Below are 23849 nucleotides of genomic sequence, written 5' to 3'. Positions count from 1 at the left end.
GAGGAGGCGCGGGACGCGCACAACGGGCGGGTCGACGCGTACAACCAGGCCGTCGACCGGTACAACGCGCAGCCCGCCGACCAGCGCGACCCCGCCTCCCTGCCGGCGCGGCCGGGTGAGTTCAGCGATCCGGGCCGGGGGCGGATGGAGGAGGCGCAGGAGATCCTGGCCGAGGCCCGCCGCCAGCGGAACTCGGCCGCGGAGACGGCCCGTGGTTCGGTCGCGGAGGCGCGGGACGCGGCGCCGCCGAAGCCCTCGTACGGCGAGCAGGCCATGGACGGCCTGGACGAACTGGAGGTGATGCAGACCCACTTCGGCGCGGGCATCGTGCGGGGCACGGCCGGGCTGGTCACCTTCGTACGCGGGATCAATCCGACCGACCCGTACAACATCACGCATCCGGCGGAGTATCTGCTGTCGCTGAACAACACGGCGGCCGGGCTGGTGCAGGTGGCCAACGACCCGTGGGGCGCGGGCCGTCAGATGGTCACCGACTTCATGCGCGACCCCTCCGAAGGCTTCGGCCGACTCGTCCCCGACCTGCTCCTGACCGCCGCGACCGGCGGCGCCGGCGCCGGAGTCAAGGCCACCCGGCTGGCCATGGACGCCGCGGATGCGGCCCGGAGTGCCGAGAGGCTGGCAGATGCCAGTGCCGGTGCGCGACGTGCCGACGACGTGGCGGATCCGAGCCGCGAGCCGGGCTGCAAATGCTCCGGCCGCGAGCCGGTCGACTTCGCCACAGGCCGGATGTTCATGCCGCAGGTCGACGTGTCTCTGCCCGGCTCGCTGCCGCTGGAATTCCGACGCGACTTCGAGTCCTCCTACCGCGCCGGCCGCTGGTTCGGGCCCACCTGGTCCTCGACGATCGACCAGCGGCTGACTGTCGACGCGATCGGTGTCGTCTTCCACGGTGAGGACAACCTGCTGCTCTCCTACCCGCATCCAGCGCCCGGCGCCCCCGTCCTGCCCGAGGCGGGACCGCGCCGCCCGCTGGAGCGCCACGCCGACGGCAGCTACACCCTCACCGATCCGGAAACCGGCCTGACGCGCCACTTCCACGCCCCGCCCGACAGCGAACCGGGCGGCGACGGCACCGCGGCGCTCGCCGAGATCACCGACCGGTGCGGCCGCAGCATCACGGCCGAGTACGACGAGCACGGCATCCCGCTCGCCCTCACGCGCACCGGCGGTCACCGCCTGGAGTTCACGGTCGAGAACAGCAGGATCACGGCCCTGCGCTCAGACGGCACCACCCTCGTCCGCTACGGATACAGGGAAGGCCACCTCACCGAGATCATCAACTCCTCCGGCGTACCGACGCGTTTCGACTACGACATCGAGGGCCGTATACTCGCCTGGACCGACACCAACGACTCCCGGTTCACGTTCGTCTACGACGACAAGGACCGCTGCGTCGGCCAGACCGGCGCCGAAGGCCACCTCGCGTCCGCGTTCCATTACAGCGAGCCGCACCCCGACACCGGCCTGCGCACTACGACCGTCACCGACTCCCTCGGTCACACCTGGCGCTACACCGTCAACCGCCGCAACCAGGTGATCGCCGAGACAGACCCGACCGGCGCCACGGTCCACACCACGCAGGACCGCTACAACCGTCTGCTGTCACGTACCGACGCGCTGGGCCGCACCACAACTGTGGACCGCGACGAGGAAGGCCGGCCGACTGCTGTGACGCGGCCCGACGGCAGTGTGGTATCCGTGTGTCCGGGGCCGTTCGGTCTGCCGGTCGAGCTGACGGCGGCGGACGGCGGGCGGTGGACAGTGGAGTACGACGAGCACGGCAACCGCACCGCGGTCACCGACCCGACCGGTCAGCTCAGCCGCTACACCTATGACGAGCACGGCCACCTGGCATTGTTCACCGATCCCCTCGGCGCAACCACGGTGCTGCGGCACGATGCCGCCGGCCTCCTGACGGAACGGGTGGACCCGGCGGGCGGCGTCACCCGCTATCAGCGGGACACACTTGGCCGCATCGTCGAATACACCGACCCGACCGGCGCGCGCACCCGCCTCGACTGGACACCCGAAGGCCGTCTCGCCCGCCGTACCGGCCCCGACGGTGCCACCGAGTCGTGGGCTTATGACGGTGAGGGCAACTGCCTGGCCCACACCAACCCGATGGGCCGCACCATCCGTTACGAGTACACCCACTTCGATCTCCTGACCGCCCGCACAGCGGACGGCGGCGAGCGCCACGAGTTCCACCACGACACCGAACTACGCCTGACGGAGGTCACCAACCCCCTGGGCCAGGGGTGGAGTTATCGCTACGACCCGGCAGGCCGACTGATCTCGGAGACGGATTTCGATGGGCGCACCCGCCGCTACGAGCTGGACGCCGCCGGACAGCACGTCGCCACGGTCACTCCCATGGAAGCGTTGATCTCGTACGCGTACGACGCGATGGGCCGCCTCGTACGCAAGGATGCGGCCGGCGAGATCACCGAGTTCGTCTACGATCCCGTCGGCCGTTTGCTCCAGGCGAGCGGGCCGCACGGCGAGTTGATATACCAGTACGACCGCCGGGGTAACGTCAAGACCGAACTGTCCGACGGCCGGGTCACCGCCTACCGCTACGACGCAGCAGGTCGGCGAGTGCGGCGTACCACCCCCAGCGGTGCCACCACCACATACGCGTACGACGCGGCAGGCCGCCTGAGCGAACTCGACTGCGCAGGTCATCGCATCGCACTCACCCACGACGCCGCCGGCAGGGAGCTTGCCCGCGAGTTCGGCGAGACCCTTGCTTTCACCTCCGCCTGGAACGCGGCGGGCCGCCTCGCCGAACAGCACCTCACCAGCTCGGGCGTGGACCTGGTCCAGCGGGCCTACGCCTACCGGGCCGACGGACACCTCGTCGCGGCCCAGGACACCTTGCGCGGCACCCGGCACTTCAGCCTCGACCAGGCCGGCCGGGTCACCGGCGTGTCGGCGGACGGCTGGCGCGAGTCGTACGCCTACGACAACGCCGGCAACCAGACCGCCGCCACCTGGCCTGAGCGGCACCCCGGCGCCGACAGCACCGGCGAACGCGTGTACCGGGGCACCCGCCTCGAACGTGCCGGTACGACCCGCTACCGGCACGACCCGTCGGGCCGCCTGATCAGCCGTACCCGCACACGTCTGTCACGCAAGCCGGACACCTGGACGTACACGTACAACGCCGAAGACCGGCTGATCGGCGTCACCACACCCAACGGCACCCAGTGGCGCTACCGCTACGACCCACTCGGCCGCCGCACCGCCAAACAGCGTCTCTCCGACGACAGCTCGACCGTGGTGGAGGAGGTCTGTTTCAGCTGGGACGGCTCGGTGCTCGTCGAGCAGGTCACCTCAGCGCCCGGCCAGTTGTCCGATCCCGTCGCCCTGACCTGGGACCACCGGGGCCGCACCCCCCTGGCGCAGACCGAACGCCGACTCGACGCGGCCACGCAACGCGAAATCGACGCCCGTTTCCTCGCCATCGCCACCGACCTGGTCGGCACGCCGAGTGAACTCGTCGACGACACCGGCCGCATCGCCTGGCACACCCGCACCACGCTGTGGGGCACAACCACCTGGAACGCGGACGCCACGGCCTACACGCCACTACGCTTCCTCGGCCAGTATTTCGACCCAGAGACCAGCCTGCACTACAACCTGCACCGCTACTACGACCCCGGCACCGCCCGCTACACCACCGCCGACCCCCTCGGCCTCGCCCCGGCCCCCAACCCCACCACCTACGTCACCAACCCTCACACCTGGACCGACCCGCTGGGCCTGAACCCTTGTCCACGCGACGGAGCCTCGAACCGGGAACGGCCGCCCGTCGAAGGGGACACCAACTACCAGGTCGACAACCCGAACGACCTCTCGGACACGATCACCGACATCGACCGAATCGAGGACGGAGTGCTCTGGGAGGAGAAATCGGCCACCGGCTCCCACCCGAATATGAACTACCAGAGATGGATCGAGAAGAACGTCGACGGCAAGCTCGACGCGTATGTGCGAGCCCGCCAGTACATGCCCGGCTACACCAACGCCCCGATCGGCATGAGCTTCACCGCACCGGGCGCCACACCCGCCTTCCGCTCTGCGGTAGAGTCCGCCGTCGCGAACTGGCAGGCGAGTAACCCAGGGATCGACGTGCGGATCAGGTGGGCGGAATGAGCTGTTTCATCGACATCGACGGCCACGACGTCTGGAATCCCGCCAACCGAGTGGCGAAGCTCTTCATCGCCCAGACAAAGGCCACAGCAGACGCCTTCGCGATGGGCTCCGGAGTCGGCGACGTCATCGAGGACCAGTGCAGCATCGACGGCGCCACGTTCACCGCGTTCGTCACCACCCTGCTCGCCGAATACGAGCACACCAACAACATCACGCTGCGCCGCCTGATGGAAGGCGTGCTAACGGTGTCCCTGACCCTCCTGAAGCGCGCCGGCCTGCCACCCGAGCTCCCTGCCCACTGGCACCAGCACGTGGAAGCACAGGACCACCACATGCCAAAGGCATGACCGCGTACAAGGGGCCAGCCGGTTTGGCTTCGCCGAGTCAATCAAAGACGCGAACGCGGGAACCCCGCGAAGGGCCTCACCGAACTACGGAAGGCCGCCAACCGCAACGGCTGAGGTAACGCTGCAGGTACACGGTGGCGACAACTTCTGCGTGACGAGAGTCCTGAATATCAGCGCAGTAGCGAGGTGGGAAAACCGAATGCGCTGACGCTGGGGCTCTGCGGGTGCTGTCCCGCGTCGAGGCGATGTGGGACAGCCGACATCAGCGTACGACGCGGTTGGAAGAAGCTGTTGGCCCAGGTGAAGGAACTCGCAGTCCAGCACGGAGCGTTCGACCCGCAGGGGCGACGACTGGCCGGCAGCGGCCACGACAGCACCGTACGGATCTGGAATTCCTCAGGCCGCGGAGCACCGACCGTGCTGCGCGGCCACGGGGATGCTTCGAAGGAGATCGCCTTCAGCCCGGACGGCATACGGCTCATCAGTGCCAGCATCGATGGCACGGCCCGAGAATGCGACACCAGAGGCAAAGCGGCCCCAGTCGTGCTACGTGGTCACAGCGGCACCGTGGAAGGAGTGGCCTTCAGCCCGGACGGCGACTGGGTTGCCAGCGCAGGAAAAGACAGCACCGTACGCCTCTGGCGCACCCGCGCCGGAGGAGAACCCGTCACCTTCGAGGACTTCGGCACATCCGTGGAGAGCGTCACCTTCACCAGCGACGCCCGGCACTTGGCCACGTCCCACGGAGACGGCTCGGTCCGCCTCTGGCGATGCGACGCCTGCGGACCGATCCAGCAATGGCTCTGACGGTTCAGATCGGGCTGTCCAGCTCGGCGCGAGCCGATCCGTTACGGCGAACGGCCGGCGGACGTCGGCGCCGGGGTGTCAGTGGGATTCGTCGAGGATAATGGTGCAGTCGGGAATTGGGACCTCCGAATAGTGTGGCCAACGCGATGCCCTCCTTGTTGAGTCTGAACATGGATCCTCAGGACCCTCGAGGTCCTCTCGCAGTTGGGCGGTCTCCTCAGCATCGGCCGCCCGCGGCTCTTCCACCTTGACGATCTACTCGTGCAGCCGCATCTCGTCATCCCGTGACGCTCGGCGGGGTCAGCCAGTGAAGGGGGTGGCGGTGTACCGGACGCGTTCGGCGTCCATGAAGAAGCCGTGGTCGGTAGTCATCACGCCAGGGCCGGCCGCGTTCAGGATGGACTTCCGGAAGCGGGCCAGGGCAAGCCACTCGGGCGCGTCGGCCAGGGGAAGAGGTCCGGCGTACCAGGTGCCGTCGGGCATGATGACGGTCAGCTGTCCTGCCGTGTGGTGGGCCGACCATCCGGGGAGTGGCCGGGCTGTGGAGCCGAATTCGGCTGCGGTGAGCCAGCCAGGTCGGCCAGCGTGCCATCCAGGCCGTCCGGGGTAGCAACGCCGAAGGCGGTCGCCGAGGTACGGACTTCGTAGGCGGCGGCCTGGGCCGGTCCGCCCATGGGGAAGGTACACGCATAGGCGCGGGTCTCGAACGCGACTTCTTCTGTGACCGTTGGGCTTGGGGCTTCTACTCGGCGGGCGCCTCTGCGAACGCTGTACCCTCCCTCGTCGGCACGCTCGCCGGCGTCCTCAATGACGGCACTCGCCGGATTGTCCCTGAGCTCCACCAGGCCCACCTGAGCAATGGCACGACACCACGAGTTCAACCTCAGTAATGACAGGGTCTGATGACAGTTGGGGCCCGGTAGGCCCACAGGAACGAGGATGGCATGGTGGCCCGGCCGGTAGGCTTCCGGGGTGACGAAGCACACCGAGCGGGAGGAGCGGCGGCCCGCGAACGACGGGCCGAAGGCCGCTGCCCGCAACCGGGTCGCTCTGGTCACCGCCGCCCGGGAGATCTTTGCCGAGCAGGGTCTTGAGGCACCGCTGTCCGCGATAGCACGTAGTGCCGGAGTCGGGCAGGGTGTTCTGTACCGGCACTTTCCGGACCGGACCGCCGTGGTCAAGGCGGTTCTGGAGGAGAACGTACGGCAGGTCGAGCAGGCAGCCGAGGCCGAGAACGCGACCTTCGCCGACGTCCTCGGCGTGCTGACGTGGCATCTGGCGGGGTCGGCGGCCTTCGTCGGTCTTCTGCACGCCGACAGGGCAGGCGGTCGCTCGGGAATCCTCGCACACGCCCTCGCCATGTCCGAGCGTGTGGAGATCGCTCTGCGAAAACACCTGCCCCGCGGACATCAGCTGAGCGCCGAGGACGACCTCGCGCTCTCGGTCGCCATGGTCTCCGCCGCCGCCACCGGCTCCACCCGCGAGGAGCGCGAACACCGAGCGCTGGCAGCCTGGCGGCTGCTCGGCGTGGAGGTAGGGCCGGTGCGGGCCTTCGACGGTTGAGCAGAGGCCTGCGTCGGCCGGCCCGCGTCAGCCGCCGTTGGACTGCCGGATGCCCTTCGCGAGCGCGTCGAAGGTGTACAGATACCCCCCGGCGGGACCGCTGACGGTCATGTACGCCTTTGTGCCGCTGGGTGTGATGGCCACGTTCGTGGCCTCCTCCAGGCCTTCGACCCCTGAGGGAAGCTCGACCGTTGCCAGCCGCTCACCGTGCCGGTCGTACACAGCCATCGCCGCCCGGCCGTGCAGGCCCTGGTAGAGGTTCCCGTCCGCGTCCACGGCGATCGAGTCGGTCTGTGCGATCCCGCCGTTCACACGGATGGCGGTGTGCCGGGACGTCACCTTGCCCTCCTTGTCGAGGCGCAGGTAGGAGATCCGGTTCTCGGTGAGCTCGCTGAACCACAGCCCTTGATAGTCCGCGTCGAACGAGACTCCGTTCGGAGCGGCCAGATCCTTGGCCAGCACGGTGGCCTCCTTGCCCTCGCGGTCGATCCGCACTATGCGCCCGTACGCCGCGCCCTCAGACATACCGCGTGAATCGCTGATGTACAGGTTGCCCTCCTGGTCGAAGGCGATGTCGTCGGGGTTCATCGGCGCGCCGTCGACCTTGCCGGTGAAGAACGTCCGCGGATCGCCACCGTCGGAGGCCAGGCTCACGATCTCGCCGTGCGGGAAATCGCTGAGGTAGAGCCGTCCGTCGTACGGGCTGAACTGCGCCGAGGTGTAGAACGCACCGCCGTCGGTGCGGACCGCCCGATGCGTCTTCTTCCTGACATCGACGCGCATGACCTTGGGCTTGCCATCGGGCGCGGTGACGTCGACGACGAAGAGGCCGCCGTCCTTGCCGAACGTGGGCCCCTCCAGCAAGGTCATCCCGGTCTCGGCATGCACCTGGGTGAGCCGCATGAACTTCTGCGCCTGGATGGTCCTGCCCGCGGAGAGGGACGGCGCCTCTTCCCTGGGATCGCCGGGATCGCCGTTTTCCGTACCGCATCCGGTGAGGACCAGTGTGCCGATCGTGGCGAGCACGGCAAAAGACCGGGCCGAAAGTCGCTGCATGGGAGATCACTCTTCCTGTCCGTCGGGCGGGTTGCGTGGGCGGCGTACATGGCACGCCGGAAGCACAAACGCCCCCGTGGCCGGATGTCGCCGTACCCCCGAAACTCCAACCGGACACCACTGTCCGGTAGTTGCTACCGTAGCGGACGGCTGCCCGACCGGGGCGGTCACACCGTCCTGGATGGAGGCCATCACATGACGTCCCCTCAAGCGCCGGCTCCCCACGAGCTCGCCGCACTGAGGCAGCGCTACCGCCTCGAACGCGAGCGGCGCGTCCGGCCTGACGGCGCCCGCCAATACCGCGGTACGGACGCCGAGTTCGGCTACTACGCCGCCGATCCGTACACGGCGTCGGCCGAGCGTGACCCACTGCACGACACCGTCGACGTCGCCGTGATCGGTGGCGGATTCGGCGGCATCCTGGCGGGTGCGCGGCTGCGGCAACGCGGTGTGGAGCGCATCCGGATCGTCGAGAAGGGCGGCGGCTTCGGGGGCACCTGGTACTGGAACCGGTACCCGGGCGTCCACTGCGACATCGAGTCGCACGTGTACCTGCCGCTGCTCGACGAGACCGGCTACGTACCGGAGTGGAAGTACTCCCCCGGTGACGAGATCCGCCGCCACGCGGTGCGGATCGCACGGCAGTTCACTCTCGGCCCGGACGCCCTCTTCTCCACCACGGTCACGTCTCTGGCGTGGGACGAGGCATCGGAGATGTGGATCGTGACCACCGACCGGGGGGATGCCTTCCGGGCCAGGTACGTCGTCGAAGCCACCGGTACCCTCACCGATCCGAAGCTTCCCGGGATACCCGGCATCGAGGACTTCACAGGGCACACATTCCACACCTCACGGTGGGACTACGCCTACACCGGCGGCACCCCGGAAGGCGGCATGACCGGCCTCGCGGACAAGCGAGTGGGCATCGTCGGCACCGGAGCCACCGGCATCCAGGTCATCCCCATGCTGGCCGAGGACGCCGAGCACCTCTACGTCTTTCAGCGCACCCCATCCACCGTGGACGTGCGTGCCAACCGCCGCACCACGGCCCAGGACGTGAGCGCCGACAGCGAGGGCTGGGCCCGGAAGCGACGCGAGAACTACCTCCGCATCGTCTCAGGCGAAGACGTCGAGCAGGATCTCGTGGCGGACCGGTGGACCGCGTCAGCGGGCTTGCTGGAGAAGCTTCATCCGAGCTTCCGCCGCCCGGACGACCGGAAGGCGTTCGAGGCCGCCTACGAGGTTGCCGACGCCGCCAAGATGAACGAACTGCGTGCCCGTGTCGAGCGGTCCGTCACCGACCCCGACACGGCCGAGAAGCTCAAGCCCTGGTACCGCTACGCCTGCAAACGTCCCACCTTCTCCGATCTGTACTACCCGGCGTTCAACCGCTCCAACGTGACCCTGGTCGACACCGCGGACACCCACGGCGTCGAACGCATCACGGAAAACGGCGTCATGGTCTGCGGCATCACATACGAACTCGACTGCCTGATCTTCGCCACAGGGTTCAGCGTCGGGGCCTCCAGCATCGGCATGGGCAAGCTCCCCGTTCACGGCCGAGGAGGCGTCCAACTACTGCACGGGTGGGCACAGGAGGGGCCGCGCACGCTCCACGGCTTCACCAGCAACGGCTTCCCCAACCTGATACAGATGGGCCCTCTTCAAAGCGCCGTCAGCGTCAACTTCACCCACGTCCTGGACGAGCAGGCCGTACACGCGGCCGCTCTCATCGCCGCCGCCGAAGCCAAGACCGCCGTCATCGAACCGTCCCGTGCGAGCGAGGACGCCTGGATCGCCCTTCTGGCCGAGGACGCTCCCGACCACGAATGGTTCCACGCCGAGTGCACCCCCGGTTACTACAACGGCGAGGGACGCGGCAAGCCCAACGGTCCGACCGCCTACCCGCATGGCGCCGTCGCCTTCCACGAGCTCCTGGAACGATGGCGCGACGAGTCCATGGGCGAGGTCCTCCAGGCCAGGAGTGCCCCTCCGGCCGACGTGTAGGTCCGCCGGGCGGCGAACGTTCATCGCACCACCGGTTCCGGGAAGGCTTCGCGGATACGGTGCAGTACATGTCCGAGGTCGCTGGGGTTGTCCCGGGACGACCGCCACACAAGAGATGTCGTGGCGGCTGATTTCGGGGCGAGTGGTTTGATCAGCACGCCCGGGACGGCTACGTACTGATGCCAGGGAGCGGCAGGGTCCAGGGGTGCGAAGCAACAGTGTCCGCCGCCCGCTACCAAGGCGGCGAACCCGCCGACGATGTCGAAGTCGACCGCCAGCATATTCCGTGCCGCCGAGCCGTACCGTTCCATCGCCGGGTTGGCCACGATGTCGGTTCCCGCGGGCAGAAGAAGAGTCAGATCTGCGAGCGTCTCGACAGAAGCGACGGCCAGCGGCCCGTACTTCTCGTCAGCGGGGAGCGCCATACCCATCGTTTCGACCAAGACGGGCAAGTACGACAAACTGCGGTGCTCCACACGAGGTTGCACCAGTCCCATGTCGAGGTCTCCGGCAAGGACCGCCCGGATCTGCGCCTGCGAGATCAGCGGTCGCAACTGGACATCGACATCCCCGGTCTCGCCCCCACTGGCGGCAGCCCGTACCAGCCCGAGGACGTCGTGCGGGATGGACCGGAAGCCAAGGTTGACATCCGCTCGCCCCCGCGCACGCTTCTGCATGTCGCGGGCGAGCGAGTCCACCTCTCCGATCGCGCGCTCCGCCCGGGGGACCAGGGCCATTCCGAGCGACGTGAGTTCCACCCTGCGGGTGTCCCGGTCGAAGAGCTGACCGCCGATCTCGGCTTCCAGTTGCTGGATGGCTCTGCTGAGAGGGGAGGGGGCGATATGCAATTGTTCTGCCGCCCGTCCGAAATTCAGCGTCTCGGCCACCGCCAGGAAGTACCGCAGGTGTCTCAGGTCCATCCATCGATTATTGCACTGCGAGCAATAATCTGTGACCCAGTAGGCCGTGGACGTGGCCGACTGTTGCGCATATTGTTATAAAAAAAGGCGGAGCCGCTGTTTTGAGTCCTGCTCCGGCCAGGGCGATTGCCCTCACGTAAGGAATTTCTATGACACCCTCAATGCGCCCAGATTTCATACGCCCAGATTTCGACCCCGAACTTTCTGTGCTCCTTGGTGACGCGGTCACCGCCGAGGATCTGGCCCGGTTGAATGATGTCGCACCGCCTGTCGAAGTCCTTCTTGAGGGACGCTCTGTAAGCCACCGCGACGTCACCATCGAGATGTCCGACGGCGCGCAGATTCCCCTGGCTGTGTTCACGCCGACAGGCATCGGTGACGGCGAGGGGGCGACTGGCCTTCCGTGCGTCTACTGGGTGCACGGCGGAGGCATGGTCGCCGGCGACCGGTTCTGGCAGATCGACATTCCACTGGAGTGGACCGACCACCTCGGCGGGGTGATCGTGTCGGTCGACTACCGGCTCGCCCCGGCGGTGCGCGGTGCCACTCCGGTCGAAGACTGTTACCGGGGACTGCGGTGGGTGGTCGAGCACGCCGCCGAACTCGGCGTGGACCCTGGGCGGATCATCGTCGCGGGCTCCAGTGCGGGAGGCGGACTCGCCGCCGGCACGGCCCTGCTCGCGCGCGACAGGGGCGGCCCCTCCATCGCCGCGCAGGTGCTGATCTACCCGATGCTCGACCACCGCAACGCCACGACGTCCAGCAAGCAGTACGCCGGCATGGAGGGAGCGTTCTCCACCGAGGTCATTGTCCGCTGCTGGCAAGCTCTCCTGGGTGACCTGACCGATGACCAGGTCACCGGCTATATCTCTCCCACCAGGGCGGACGATCTGTCGGGACTGCCTCCGACCTATATCGACGTCGGCTCCGCGGAAATCTTCCGTGACGAGGCCATCGAATACGCGAGCCGTATCTGGGCGGTGGGGGGACGCGCCGAACTCAAGGTGTGGGAGGGCGGTTTCCATGGCTTCGACGAGATCTTCCCCCATGCCGCCGTCTCGGTTTCAGCCCGGGACAGCCGCATCGAATGGCTTCGCCGGCTCTTCACCGGGAATGACGCCAATTCCGGTCGAGACCGTACTTGAAAAACTCCCGCCGCCGACGACAGTGCGGCGAGATCACTTGACAACGCGATCACTTGACAAGGAGATAGCCGTGACCAACAGCCTGGATGGGAAGGTGGCTGTCATCACCGGCGCCGCAAGAGGCATCGGTGCTGCGACAGCCCGCACTTTGGTGAGCAAAGGGGCACGTGTCGTTCTGGGCGACGTCAAAGAAGATGTTCTGCAGGAGCTTGTCCGTGAACTCGGTGACGCCGCTGCCGGGGTGCACGCTGATGTTTCCAGGGAGGAGGGAATCGAGGCCCTGGTGCAGTCCGCCATGACCCGCTTCGGACGCCTCGACATACTGGACAACAACGCTGCTGCCGTGATCCCCGGAGACACCGACGCCGCCACGTCCACCGACGAGGCCTGGCAGCGCACGTTCGACCTGAACGTGATGGCGGCGGTGTGGGGAGCTCGCCATGCCGTTCCGGCCATGCTCGCCGGCGGTGGCGGTTCGATCATCAACATCTCCTCCGGCGCCTCGCAGACCGCCGCTGCCGACCGGCCCGCCTATGGTGCCTGCAAGTCGGCCCTGGAGACCTTCTCCATGTATGCCGGCACCCAGCTCGGCCCGCGGGGCATCCGCAGCAACGTGATCCGGTGCGGCTTCGTCCTCACCGAGGCGACTCGGGAGATGTTCAACGAGGACCAGTTGAACGCCTTCGGCGGAAGGACGACACTCGGCCGGGCCTGCCTGCCCGAGGATGTCGCCGAAGCTGTCGCCTTCCTCGCCTCGCCCGCGTCCGGATATGTCAACGCCGCCGTCATCGATGTCGACGGAGGCGGTTTCAAGCCGCCGGCCTGGTAGCCCATCGCCTTCGCGCGACGGGTACTCAGTTCGCGACGGATACTCGGTTCACGCTGACCGCCCCGGACCGTCCAAGTCCTCCTTGGACGGTCCGGGGCACTGCCCGGGCAGGAGCCCGGCCGCGGGGCCACCGTCAAAGAACGACGATCGGCTGCACGACCTGGCCCGCGGTTCCGTGGAAGTTGGGGGGCGCGACAATCAGCAGGAAGTCGTTCCGCCCCTGCGCCGCACAGGCCTCGCCCACTGCTTCCAGGTTGAGGTCGTGGACGAGCGGCAGGCCGTAGAACGCCTCGGCGAGGATGTGGATCGGCGGAGCCGGCAGTTCGGGCGTGGCTGACGGGAAGCGGTCGCTCGGGGAGTCCGAAACGAGCACCGAGATGTCCTTACGGCCGAGGAACTCCAGGGCGTCGACGTGGAAGCCCGCGGCAGGATCGACCCTGTCGAGGTGCGTGCGCGGGCCCAGGCGGACGACAAAGGCATCTCCCGGTTCGATGCGCTCGGCGGCCTGCGCGATGTCCTCGACGTACACGCAGTCGTCGTCCTGGAGGCGGTCGACGCCTCGCTTCCGGGCGACGTCGACGAACACACCACGCGTGACGATACCCACGCCCCCCATCATGTCGAGCTTGCGAGCACCACTCTCGTCGAAGACCTCGTCGAGGGTGTAGCCGTTGAACCCGAACCCCTTGTAGAACATGTGGCCGAGACCATCCATGTGGGTCGGGCCTATGTGCGGCTCATAGGCGTTGACGCGGTCGCTGATGGCACCCACATCTGAGCCCGGCCCCTCAAGGCGGATGAGGCTGTTCTGGCCGCGGATGGGCCTTGCACAGGGAAAGACCTGACCGGTGCGCACCGTCTGGACGCCCCGGAGAACCACCTCGGGCGTCAGCAGGTTGAGGGTGCCCCGATCGTTGGGCCAGCGGTGCCAGTTCCCGATGTGCCCCGGCCACTTCTGCAGTTGCTCCGGTATTGAGCGGTCCTGGTGCTGCTCGTACGGCATGCTGATACTCCTTCTGTCATGGGCTACGACGTTGACGTCCGACACCGTTCCTACGCCGCCCACCTGGCACGCATCGCTGTCCGATCGAGGCGGCGGCCGCCGAGGTACACGTCCGAGATGCGACGGGTGTTGCGGATGTCGTCGAGCGGGTCCGCGTCGAGCACCAAGAAGTCAGCCCGCTTTCCGGGAGCGAGCGTGCCCTGCTGCTTCTCGATACCGAGGACTCGTGCCGATTGCTCCGTGCCGGCGTTGATGGCCCGGATCGCGGGCATGCCCGCCTCCACCATGGACTCGAGCTCGAAGTGCTCGGCGAAACCCGGGAACTGAGTGGCCACACCTGTGTCCGCGGACAGCACCAGGCGAACGTCTGCGGCGACAAAAGCCGCCACTTCGCGCCTGAGCGTCTGGTACACACCGTTCAGATGGTCGAGTTGTGCGGGTGAGGCGCTCCTCATCCGCTCACGGATGGCGTCGCGAGCGGAGGCTGACACGGTTTCGGCGAGGAGCGGGTCGTCCAGGAGGGCAGGGCCGACGACTGCCGACCGCTGTATTCCGAGCGACGTGAAGACGAAGGCGTCGCGCTCCAGGAGGAGAGCGATCAGTTCGTCGTCATGGCCGGGATCCCGTACCAGATGCGCGGTTCCGTCCGCGCCGGCCCGGATGACTCCCTTGGCGTCGTCGAGGTCATGGATGTGGGCGACAACCTTGAGACGTTCCAGATGTGACTGGTCGATGATGGCCTGGTAGACCGGTGGTTGCATCTTTGTCTTCTGGCCGCCCCGGCTGTCGATCCAGAACTTGACGACGTCAACGCGTTGAGCAGCCAGTGACCGTACGATCGCGCGGGCGGCTTCGGGGTCTGTGACCTCGTTGACCACGTCAGTCGCGAAACGGGCGCCGCCGTTGGTGCTCCCCGGGGTCGGTGCGACCAGGCCCGTGCCCGCCGTGAGCAAGGTCGCCAGGCCGGGGTCGCTCAGCTCTCCCGACCGCTGCTGGTCACGCAGGATCAGTTCGGTGTCGTCGCGGTCGGTGCCCAGGGACTGGACGACGCTCACCCCGTGGTAAGCGAAGCGGCGCAGGTGATCGAGAACGTTCTCCCGTGAGTAGTTCGACGCGTCACCGACACCGTCCCGCATGTACCCGATGTGCACATGCGGGTTGATCAGGGCAGGCATGACATGGCGGCCCGACAGATCGACGACCCGGCCGCGTGCCTCCCGTCGACCGGCAGGCTCTACCGAGACAAGCCGTGTCCCCTCGACCACCAAGTCGGCCGACTCGATGACCGGATTCGCCAACCCTCCTGTGATGACGGTCGCACCCCGGTAAGTGACGGCTTCGCCCTGCGGCATAAATGCTCCTTGGTTTTCCATCGCCGACGTCAGTCGAGCAGTCCGTACTGTTCCGCCTTAGCGCGGACGGCGTCGCCTCCGAGGAAAGCGTCGTAACCGAGGACACCTTGCACGCCGTTCCAGGACTCCTCGATGGATACGGTCGAGCCTTCCGCGGCAAGTGCCGCGTAGGCCGCCCGCATGGCGGGAGTCGCACTCATATGCGCCAGGGCGTAGTAGATAACAACCCCTGCGCCGAGTTCAGCGAACTCCGCCGCGCTTACGCCAGGACTGTCGCAAACGACGATGGGAATCCGGGCTTCCGCCGTCAGCGTTTTCCATTCTTCAGGTGTCAGCATGCCGGCAAGGAACAGCGCGTCGGCGCCTGCCTCCTGATACGCCAGCAGCCGACGCACCGCTTCCACGCCTCCGTGACTCTGGGAAGAGTCTGTCCGCGCGATGACGAGGAAATCTTCACTGTCGCGAGCGTCGAGTGCTGCTTTGATCTTGTCCACCGCGGTATCCAGCGCGACGATGGTGGGCTTCCGCGTTATGTGCTTCCCGAATACGTGGTCCTCGATGTGAAGTGCGGCTGCTCCGGCCTGTTCCAGCAGCTTGGTGTTACGGGCGACATGGAGCGGATTTCCCCAGCCGGCTTCCGCGTCCACGATCACAGGGACCTGGACCAGTGGCGCCAGCCTGCGTACCTGATCCGCCATGTCCTCGGGCCCGATGTACCCGATGTCGGGCAGACCGTATCTGGTCGCTCCTGTGCCGTAACTGCCAATGTAGGCGGCTTTGAATCCGTGCTCCCTGAAGGCAAGGGCCGAGATGCCGTCGTAGATAGACGGAACGATAAGAGGATTCTCTGCGGCCATCAGCGCACGAAGATCTTGCTGGCTCATGGCCTCAAATTACATTGGCCATGGCTGAAGATGAAGGACCAGTTGGGCACTGCACTGCGACCCTGTCGGTCATAGTGCGCACCTTCGTAGCGTCAGGCTGGTTTCATGGGCCGTGGCCTGAAATTGAGCGACTGGGCGCATGGGGCACTGCTGACCCGAATTCGCATGTTACCTCTGGTGAACTGGGATGCAAGAAATCCGGGCGGCGGCTTCCTTGTACGCTGCGCACAGTTGCTCGTAGCGGAGACCAAGAACACCGGCATCGCACAGTCCCATGATTCTTCGGCGCCACTGACCAGCCGTCGCCTGACCTATTGCTTCGCGCCCCCTCCCCGAATGCACGGCTTCGCGTGAGGTGCAATAGTTGGACTACAAGTCGAGCGTGCAAGGGCGGTCGGGAGGCATCCAGGGTCCCCACCGAGACGGAGAGACCGCATTCACGGAGTTCATCATGTCAAAGATACGGTCGGATCTTGTCCTGTCGGAGTCGGCGTTCCATGCTGTGATCGACGCGCCGATCGAGAGAATCAATATCGCGAAGTGGCTGTTCAGCCTGCCTGAAGCTGAGTACCAACGCTGCGCACCTCCGGATCACATCGCGGCGGGTTACACCACGACGGATGACGGTCAACCGATGTCGATCAATGTTGAGATGATCGGGACCGGCCTGATGATCCAGCATTACGTAGCAGAGATAGCCGAAAAAGATCATTGCCACATGGTGTCGACGTCCGATGTATTCACACCCAACGGGCCGAGCAAGGTGCAAGTGATCTGGGACCTCAGCGCGAAGCGAACGGACGACAGCCGCTGTGAGTACACCAATTCCGTAATTGCGCACCCCACCGAAGAGTTTTTGGTCTTCATCAAGGAGCACGGAATTTCGTTCGAGCAGGCCGCGAAAGACCGACAAGCAGCAGGCAGCGATCATAATAGACGCGAGACGCCACTCTACGCAGCAAGTATTGGACGTGCCGCTCTCGCGACTGAGTAGATGGCACGAGTACTGGACGGCATAACTGCGCTGTGGCGGGTCGCTCCGCGCGAGGGCCCGGCGAATCACCTGGTCATCTGGATCACCAACTCACCGGCCGGTTCGGTCCGTTTCCATGTTCTGGGTGCCCTGCCGGAGATTCGAACCTGCGCGGGGGCGCGACCAATTCCTCCTCTCACTCGGATTCCGGCCGGCGGCTACGGCAGAGCCAACTGCCCGGAGTCGTAGGTGAGGGTGAGCACGAGCCGACGGGGGGCGGTGGGTGGCGAGTTTCGCGTTGCAGTCGGTGATCGCCGCGGGGGCTTGCTGTATGGGTGTGCTGTCGGTGTCGTGGCCGGGGGTGGCGGTGGCGCCGTTGCCGCGTTCCAGTCGCAGGCATCTGCGCCGGGTGGGCGCTGAAGTGCCGCAGGCACTCGGTCGAGCCGTAGGCAGAGTTCGTCAGGGAGCCGCAGAATTGCCACACGGTGCACCGGTAGTCGCGCGGGGTGGAGCGGACGCAGCCGTGTACGGCCGCAGATCGGCCGACCGATCGTCGACGTGCTGCGGTGCCCGCTGCCATGGCGTCGCATCGGTATGCCGGATGAAGGCCCGCACCGTCCCGGCCTCACGACTACCGTGGCTCCGTGCAACTCCGTAAGGGCATCCTCCGGCTGCCAAATCCGGAAACCATGGACGTGATCGGCGACCCGGTCCGCCTTGTTCAGGTGGCGCCTCACGCGAGTGACGAACGCGAACTCTCCGTAGTGGATGGTTGTGGATGCTGTGGCTCTGCGGCTGCGGACACTGGCCGATCCGTGGTGTCGGCGCGGGAAGCGCCGCCCGTGCGTACAACTCGCGGCGGACGGCCGCGGGCTGTGTCCGGCGTCACGGCGAACCGCTCGACGGTGGCGGCGATCTGCTCCGGTGTCATGGCGAGGAGACGGCCGAACCGCTTGCTGTGCCTGCCCAAGTCGAGGGTCACCACCGACGGCCCCCGCGCCACGTCCGGCATGTAGAGCGGACCGGCACGCCGTGCCTTGACTCCCGGTCCTGGGAATGTGAGTGATGTGTGATCGCGCACTGGCTGGCTGGGGGCGTGAGCCCAGGCCGTATCTGGCAAGTGGCGTTGTCCGCCCAAAGGGCGGGTGCGCGGTGGCTGGTGCGTGCGATCGCAAGGCGGAGGGTCAACAGCGTCGATGGCCCGGACGTACTTGGATGATCCTGGCAACGCGGCGAGCGTGCGTGCCTGGCGTCGCGCGCCGGACGAGATTTGTCAGACGAGGCCCAGCCCCAGCCGGGGTATCTCCCGTCCCGGGGAGCGGTCCATCACCATCAGCAGGCCGGCCTCGCGAGTCCTGTCGTACGCGGCCTCGTCTACGACGCCCAGCTGGAACCAGACCGCCTTGGCGCCCATCGCCACAGCCTGGTCGGCGATGTCTCCGGCGAGGGCGGAGTTGACGAACACGTCCACCACATCCACCGGGAAAGGGATCTCCGCAAGGGAGGCGTAGCCCTGCTCACCGTGCACCGTCTCGGCCTTTGGGTGTACAGGCACCACCCTCTTGCCGATGCGCCGCAGCTTCTCGGCCACGCGGTAAGCGGCCCGTTCGCGGTTGTCGGACAGGCCCACCACAGCCCAGGTGTCTCCGGCGGTGGTGAAGATCTGCCTTATTGTCGCGTCATCGCCATAAATCGTCATGCCCGGCGCCGCCGTGCGGTGGCGAGTTCCTCACCAGTTGACGCCAAGCGCATGATCACGGGGAGTGTCAGGTCTGTGAACTTCGTCAGCCGCATGAGTAGACGTTAGCCAATCTGAATACTGTATGCAATGGCTTCTGTGTCTCGCGTGCCCGCCGTTTGGCAGGAGCGCCAGAGGCGGTCGGCTGGCGGCTCGCTGCGGTAGGGCACCCACAACCACGGACAGCCGTAGATCCCACTCGTCGCCGCCGACCATCTCGGTGAAGTGGTCGACCAGCTCATCGGTCACTTCGTGGACCAGGCCCGTCGCTCCGGCGCGTCATGGACGGAGATCGGCAGGTCCATGGGTGTCACGCGGCAGGCCGCCCAGAAGCGGTTCGTGACGAAGGACGAGCCGGCGCCCGGCGCGAGCATCTCGTGCTCGGCCTGCTCGACGACCCGGAGGGGCTGGCCGCACAGGTGCTCGTCGCCGAGGGCGTAGCGCCGGCCACGGTCGGGCAGGCGGTGGCCGAGGCGCTGCCGGAGCCCTCCGGTGAGCCCGTGCCCCACCTCGTACCCAGCGGGGAGCCGACCGGCCTTCACCACGCCCAGATTGACGCCGCTCCGGAATTGAACGTGGTGGTCACCATGGACCATGACGCCACCAGGGCGCAGGCCGCGGAGGCGGACAGGCACCGTGCCCGGGGCGGCACACAGCGGATGCTCGGCCTGCCCGTCCTCTTCAAAGGACTCGAGAGGTCGAGGCGTTCGCGCCGTACGTGAACACCTGCGTTCGTCCGTCGGGCCGATGCGTCGACGGAACTGCCGCGGACGTCTCACGGAGCCCGGAGGTGGGTCGCCGCGAGATCGGCGAACTCGCTGATCAGACGGCTGCGACGCGTAGCGTCCCAGGCCAGCGCGACGCGGCTCGGGCCGATGTCGGCGATCGCGATCGCGGTGACGTCGGGGCGATGGTAGAAGCCGGCGGTCGACTGCGGCAGGACAACGACGCCGCGCTCGGCGGCGACGTGCTCCAGCTTCTCCTCGACGGCCAGCGCGGCTGGAGGCTCACTCGGTGCGGTATCGCCCGTCATCGCCTGCCATTCGGGGACTGCGCCGTAGGGCTGGAGAAGTGTTTCACCGGCGAGGTCGCTCAGGTGCAGCTCGCTCTTGCATGCCAGGCGATGCCCGGTGGGCAGCACAGCGACGCGGGGTTCGTCGAACAACGCCGTGACCTTCAGTCCGCGCTGGTCGATCGGCAGGCGTACGCAGCTCACGTCCGCCCGCCCGTCACGCAGGACTTCCACCTGGTCGGCCCAGCTGGTCCGCAGCACATCGACCGCCATCTGCGGGTGAGCGGCCGTCAGCGCGCGGACGGCGCCGGTGACGATCAGTCCGGGCATGAAGGCGACAGTGAAGCTGTCGGCTCCGCGGGCGGCCCGTCCAACGCGGCGGCGCAACGCCTCGGCGCCGGCCAGCAGCGGTGCCGCGTCCGTGTACAGGGCCTCGCCGGCCGCAGTCAGTTCGGTACGGCGCCTGTCGCGCGTGAACAGCTGGACGCCGAGTTCGGCCTCAAGCGCCCGGATCTGGCGCGAAAGTACGGGCTGGGCGATGTGCAGATCCCGGGCCGCACGTCCGAAGTTCAGCTCCCGCGCGACGGCCATAAAGTACCGGATCTTGCGAAGGTCCAGGTCCATGTAACGCCTCCTGGCCACCTGTGATGCCTCGAAGGTATCACAGCGGTCACAGAGGGTCTTGGACGCTGACCGGGTTCGGAACGGATCGTTGAGGTCGGCACACGGAAGAGCTACGGAAGAGCTAAAGAGAGGAGCCACCGCCATGAGCTTCAGCGGACAGCGGGTCGTGGTGATCGGCGGGACGTCGGGCATCGGGCAGGCCGTCGCGCAGGCGGCAGCCGAGCGCGACGCACAGGTCGTGGTCGTCTCCGCGCGGCAGGCGAGCGTGGAGCGCGCCCTGAGGGAATTGCCGCCCGGCGCGACCGGCCACGCGGTCGACGTACGTGACGCCGACGCGCTCGACGCCGTCTTCGGGCGAATCGGCGAATTCGATCACCTGGTGTACACCTCGGGGGAGGCGCTGACTCTCGCGCCGATCGCGGATCTTGACGTGGATACCGCCCGCCGGTTCTTCGAGATCCGGTACTTCGGGGTGCTGGCCGCGGTGCGGGCGGCGATGACGCGACTGAGCCGGGACGGGTCGGTGACGCTCACCGGTGGCTCGGCGGGCCCGCGTCCGGCTCCGGGCTGGGCGGTGGCCGCCAGCATCTGCGGCGCGATGGAGGCCCTGACCCGCGAGCTCGCTCTCGAACTCGCCCCGGTCCGTGTCAATCTGGTGCGTCCGGGCGTGGTCGAGAGCCCCTTGTGGTCGGCCCTGGGCGAGAGGGACCGCGACGCGCTGTACCAGGCCACCGCGAAGACGGTGCCGGTCGGGCACACCGGCCGGGTCGAGGAGGTTGCGCTTGCCTACCTCTACTGCATGGAGCAGACCTATGCCACCGGCGCGATCATCGGTGTGGACGGCGGCGCGGTACTGGTCTGAGGTCCCGCCTCAGGCCCATTCCGACACCGGGCGTTCGCCGGGCCGGGCTCCCTTCACGACCGTCTGCCCCACCGAACGTCGCAGAGCCGGCTCGACAACCGCCCGGTATCGGTGCCGGGCCGCCAACGCGCGCCCTGCCCCACCGAGGGGCTTGCCCGCTCGTGTGCGAACGTCGCCGAGTTGACGCCTGGGCCCGGCAAACAGGCTACTCCTGGACGATGGCCATGGACTGCAGCCGTACCGCGTCCTGCCCTGGTGGGGCGCCGAACATCCGCCGGTACTCACGGCTGAACTGCGAAGGGTTGTCGTAGCCGACGGCGTATCCGATCGCAGCCACGTCGCTCGGCGCGGAAATGAGCTCGATTCGGGCCTTCTGCAGCCGGATCTGCTTCTGGTACTGCAGCGGGCTCATCGCGGTCACCGCGCGGAAGTGCCGGTTCAGGGTGGACACGCTCGTGCCGATGGCCGAGGCGAGGTCGTCGATGCGGATCACCTGGTCGTACCGGGCCCTGATCCACCCAGTGGCGCCGGCGACGAGGGCGAGCCGGCTGTCCGCCGCCCCCGCCTGCCGGATCAGGGCCCCCTGAGGCCCGTTCAGCAGCCACCAGTGGATCTCCCGCCGCACCCCGTCCCCCAGCACCCGCAGATCACGCGGGTCCTCAAGCAGCCGCGTCAACCGGACCAGAGCGTCCAGGAGTTGGTCGTCCGCGTGGCTGATCGCCATGCCAGGCCCGTCGTGCGGCCGGATGGAGGTGGGTCCGCCGTCCACGAGTAGCTGCGCGATCGTCGAGGGCGCGAGCCGCAGTCCGAGCCCGATGAACGGCTCTTCGCGACTCGCTCGGAAGATCCGTCCGCTCAGCGGGAGGGCGACGGTCACCACCACGACCTGGCCGGGATGATGCTCGAACACATGGTCGCCAAGAGCCGTGCGCTTCGCCCCCTGTACGACCAGGCCGAGCATCGGCTCGGTGATTGCGCTGATCGTCTCGGTCCTGCGCTCACTGGCCACGACCTGCACGTCCTCGACCCATCTCGGGCCGGGATGTCCCGCGGCGAGCCGAGTGATACGCCGACCGAGTTCCTCCAGATGACTCACCCTTCGAGTGAACCACGACCGGTGGGCACAGGCCCACCACCATCGCCGCAAGATTGAGCGGATCGTGCAAGTGATCGGGCGCAATGGGCTAGGTGTTCGGACCTTTCGCAGTTTGCATGGAGAGGTACTCGAAACCGCTTCCACAGGGTGTGAAGCATTCCCCCAGCACGGAGGACCACGATGTCACTCGATTCCTACGTCACCCTCGGCCGCTCGGGTCTGCGGATCAGCCCCCTCACCCTGGGCACGATGACGTTCGGCAATGACTACGGGTGGGGGGCCGGTCCGGAGGAGTCGGAGAAGATCCTCGCGACCTACCTCGACCGCGGCGGCAACTCGATCGACACCGCCAATGTCTACACCAACGGCCACTCGGAGAAGATAATCGGCGACTACCTCGCCGGCCGGTCGTCGCTGCGGGACCGACTCGTACTCGGCACGAAGTTCTTCTGCAACCTCCACCCGAACGACCCGAACGGCGGGGGACCCAGCCGCAAGGCGATCGTGCAACAGCTGGAGAACTCGCTGCGCCGCCTGCGGACCGACTACATCGACATCTACTGGCTGCACAACTTCGACCCGGTCACACCGGTCGAGGAAACGCTTCGCACGCTGGACGACCTGGTCAGCGCCGGCAAGATCCGCTACGTGGGCTTCTCCGACGTGCCGGCCTGGGCGACCGCCGAGGCAGCCACCATCGCGCGGCTGCGCGGGTGGGCCCCGATCATCGCGCTGCAGTTGCAGTACTCCCTCCTTGAGCGGACCTCGGAGGGCGAGCTGATCCCGATGGCCCAGTCCCTGGGCATGGGCGTGCTGCCGTGGTCTCCGCTGCACGGAGGCATGCTGTCGGGCAAGTACTCCAGCGCGAACCCGACCACCACCGACACCGCCCGCACATGGGCCGCCGCGCCGACCGAGGCCGAGCTTGTCGTGATCGACGCCGTCAACGCTCTCGCGGAAGAGGTGGGTGCCACACCCGCCCAGACCGCCCTGGCCTGGGCGCAGGGACAGCCCGGCATCACCTCCACCCTGATCGGCGCGCGCCGGATCGACCAGTTCGAGAACAACCTCGGCGCCCTGGACGTGCACCTCACCGAGGCACAGCGCGCCGCGCTGAACGAGCTCTCGGCGCCGAAGCTGAACTTCCCCGCCGAGAACAACCGGCAGTTGGCACGGATGCTGCAGTTCGCGGGCGCCACTGTGGACGGCAGTCCCTCGGCCGCCTATCCGCCGCTGGTCGAGAACGACACCCGCTACTGACCGCCGCTCATCGGTGAGGGGAGACAAGCCATGACGCGGCAGTTCGCAGGCAGGACCGCGCTGGTCACCGGGGGCGGCTCGGGCATCGGACGCGCCACCGCCCTGACGCTGGCGCCGAGGGCGCGCTGGTGACGGTCGCGGGGCGCACCGAGGGCACGGTGATCGCTACCAACGTGCGCGGCACGTTCCTGT

General features: G+C 67.3%; 19 protein-coding genes and 2 pseudogenes. 12 read left to right on the top strand and 9 right to left on the bottom strand.

The window, feature by feature from the left end; all coding sequences use genetic code 11:
• From ACFU9P_RS34090 to ACFU9P_RS34080, 3 genes are all read left to right on the top strand, one after another.
• Window positions 1–4179 (top strand): DUF6531 domain-containing protein (locus ACFU9P_RS34090; protein WP_384088565.1); only part of this gene is annotated, 4179 nt, incomplete at its 5' end.
• Complete coding sequence (locus tag ACFU9P_RS34085) at window positions 4176–4526, top strand: DUF6086 family protein (protein ID WP_376385571.1); 351 nt, start codon at window positions 4176–4178, stop codon at window positions 4524–4526. The genes ACFU9P_RS34090 and ACFU9P_RS34085, both read left to right, overlap by 4 nt.
• 300 nt (window positions 4527–4826) lie before the next feature.
• A complete protein-coding gene (locus tag ACFU9P_RS34080) occupies window positions 4827–5333 on the top strand; it encodes a WD40 repeat domain-containing protein (protein WP_384088561.1) in 507 nt (168 codons plus the stop codon).
• Window positions 5334–5633: 300 nt separating this feature from the next.
• Here the strand turns inward: ACFU9P_RS34080 and ACFU9P_RS34075 are convergent, their stop codons facing one another.
• Entirely contained in the window at window positions 5634–5816 is a 183-nt protein-coding gene (locus tag ACFU9P_RS34075) for a hypothetical protein (protein WP_384088558.1), read from the bottom strand.
• A 489-nt stretch (window positions 5817–6305) separates the two neighbouring features.
• Between ACFU9P_RS34075 and ACFU9P_RS34070 the strand changes: the two genes are divergently transcribed.
• On the top strand, window positions 6306–6896 hold the full coding sequence (locus ACFU9P_RS34070) for a TetR/AcrR family transcriptional regulator (RefSeq protein ID WP_376385577.1): 591 nt from the start codon (window positions 6306–6308) through the stop codon (window positions 6894–6896).
• 27 nt (window positions 6897–6923) lie between these two features.
• Here the strand turns inward: ACFU9P_RS34070 and ACFU9P_RS34065 are convergent, their stop codons facing one another.
• Window positions 6924–7952: an SMP-30/gluconolactonase/LRE family protein gene (locus ACFU9P_RS34065; RefSeq protein ID WP_376385579.1), complete on the bottom strand. Its 1029-nt coding sequence runs from the start codon at window positions 7950–7952 to the stop codon at window positions 6924–6926.
• 195 nt (window positions 7953–8147) lie between these two features.
• Between ACFU9P_RS34065 and ACFU9P_RS34060 the strand changes: the two genes are divergently transcribed.
• Entirely contained in the window at window positions 8148–9959 is a 1812-nt protein-coding gene (locus ACFU9P_RS34060) for a flavin-containing monooxygenase (RefSeq protein ID WP_384088553.1), read from the top strand.
• Between the two features lie 20 nt (window positions 9960–9979).
• Here ACFU9P_RS34060 and ACFU9P_RS34055 read toward each other — a convergent pair whose 3' ends face one another.
• Window positions 9980–10879: a LysR family transcriptional regulator gene (locus tag ACFU9P_RS34055; RefSeq protein ID WP_384088550.1), complete on the bottom strand. Its 900-nt coding sequence runs from the start codon at window positions 10877–10879 to the stop codon at window positions 9980–9982.
• Window positions 10880–11028: 149 nt separating this feature from the next.
• Here ACFU9P_RS34055 and ACFU9P_RS34050 point away from each other — a divergent pair, with 149 nt between their 5' ends.
• The gene (locus ACFU9P_RS34050) at window positions 11029–12024 is read left to right on the top strand and encodes an alpha/beta hydrolase (protein ID WP_384088547.1); all 996 of its coding nucleotides are present in this window, start codon (window positions 11029–11031) and stop codon (window positions 12022–12024) included.
• A 70-nt stretch (window positions 12025–12094) separates the two neighbouring features.
• Window positions 12095–12853: an SDR family NAD(P)-dependent oxidoreductase gene (locus tag ACFU9P_RS34045; RefSeq protein WP_376385587.1), complete on the top strand. Its 759-nt coding sequence runs from the start codon at window positions 12095–12097 to the stop codon at window positions 12851–12853.
• Window positions 12854–12986: 133 nt separating this feature from the next.
• Here ACFU9P_RS34045 and ACFU9P_RS34040 read toward each other — a convergent pair whose 3' ends face one another.
• The 3 genes from ACFU9P_RS34040 to ACFU9P_RS34030 are packed head-to-tail and all read right to left on the bottom strand — an operon-like array spanning window position 12987 to window position 16092.
• Window positions 12987–13856, bottom strand: coding sequence for a cyclase family protein (locus tag ACFU9P_RS34040; RefSeq protein ID WP_384088543.1), 870 nt, complete (start codon window positions 13854–13856; stop codon window positions 12987–12989).
• Window positions 13857–13906: 50 nt separating this feature from the next.
• Window positions 13907–15208, bottom strand: coding sequence for an amidohydrolase family protein (locus ACFU9P_RS34035; RefSeq protein ID WP_384088540.1), 1302 nt, complete (start codon window positions 15206–15208; stop codon window positions 13907–13909).
• A 29-nt stretch (window positions 15209–15237) separates the two neighbouring features.
• Complete coding sequence (locus ACFU9P_RS34030; RefSeq protein WP_384088537.1) at window positions 15238–16092, bottom strand: oxaloacetate decarboxylase; 855 nt, start codon at window positions 16090–16092, stop codon at window positions 15238–15240.
• Window positions 16093–16543: 451 nt separating this feature from the next.
• On the opposite strand from ACFU9P_RS34030, the gene ACFU9P_RS34025 reads away from it, so the two are divergent.
• Complete coding sequence (locus ACFU9P_RS34025) at window positions 16544–17086, top strand: hypothetical protein (RefSeq protein ID WP_376385595.1); 543 nt, start codon at window positions 16544–16546, stop codon at window positions 17084–17086.
• 1252 nt (window positions 17087–18338) lie between these two features.
• Here the strand turns inward: ACFU9P_RS34025 and ACFU9P_RS34020 are convergent.
• Window positions 18339–18758 carry a CoA-binding protein gene (locus ACFU9P_RS34020; protein ID WP_376385626.1) on the bottom strand — a complete coding sequence of 140 codons (420 nt, stop codon included), beginning with the start codon at window positions 18756–18758 and terminating at the stop codon, window positions 18339–18341.
• Between the two features lie 243 nt (window positions 18759–19001).
• Between ACFU9P_RS34020 and ACFU9P_RS34015 the strand changes: the two are divergent.
• Window positions 19002–19327: pseudogene (locus ACFU9P_RS34015) on the top strand (Clp protease N-terminal domain-containing protein); the annotation flags it as partial.
• Window positions 19328–19578: 251 nt separating this feature from the next.
• Here ACFU9P_RS34015 and ACFU9P_RS34010 read toward each other — a convergent pair.
• Entirely contained in the window at window positions 19579–20439 is an 861-nt protein-coding gene (locus ACFU9P_RS34010) for a LysR family transcriptional regulator (protein ID WP_384088534.1), read from the bottom strand.
• Window positions 20440–20581: 142 nt separating this feature from the next.
• On the opposite strand from ACFU9P_RS34010, the gene ACFU9P_RS34005 reads away from it, so the two are divergent.
• Window positions 20582–21301 carry an SDR family oxidoreductase gene (locus ACFU9P_RS34005; RefSeq protein ID WP_384088531.1) on the top strand — a complete coding sequence of 240 codons (720 nt, stop codon included), beginning with the start codon at window positions 20582–20584 and terminating at the stop codon, window positions 21299–21301.
• A gap of 205 nt (window positions 21302–21506) precedes the next feature.
• Here ACFU9P_RS34005 and ACFU9P_RS34000 read toward each other — a convergent pair whose 3' ends face one another.
• Window positions 21507–22397 carry an AraC family transcriptional regulator N-terminal domain-containing protein gene (locus ACFU9P_RS34000; protein WP_384088528.1) on the bottom strand — a complete coding sequence of 297 codons (891 nt, stop codon included), beginning with the start codon at window positions 22395–22397 and terminating at the stop codon, window positions 21507–21509.
• Window positions 22398–22577: 180 nt separating this feature from the next.
• On the opposite strand from ACFU9P_RS34000, the gene ACFU9P_RS33995 reads away from it, so the two are divergent.
• Together ACFU9P_RS33995 and ACFU9P_RS33990 are read left to right on the top strand one after the other, a co-directional pair.
• On the top strand, window positions 22578–23657 hold the full coding sequence (locus ACFU9P_RS33995) for an aldo/keto reductase (RefSeq protein WP_384088525.1): 1080 nt from the start codon (window positions 22578–22580) through the stop codon (window positions 23655–23657).
• Window positions 23658–23687: 30 nt separating this feature from the next.
• Window positions 23688–23806, top strand: a pseudogene (locus tag ACFU9P_RS33990) (short-chain dehydrogenase); the annotation flags it as partial.
• Window positions 23807–23849 lie beyond the last annotated feature (43 nt).

Origin of the sequence: Streptomyces sp. NPDC057617 (assembly GCF_042800555.1) — a bacterium.
GTDB lineage: Bacteria > Actinomycetota > Actinomycetes > Streptomycetales > Streptomycetaceae > Streptomyces.
Note: the sequence above shows the minus strand (reverse complement) of the source record. Positions and strands in the feature narration are given on the sequence as shown.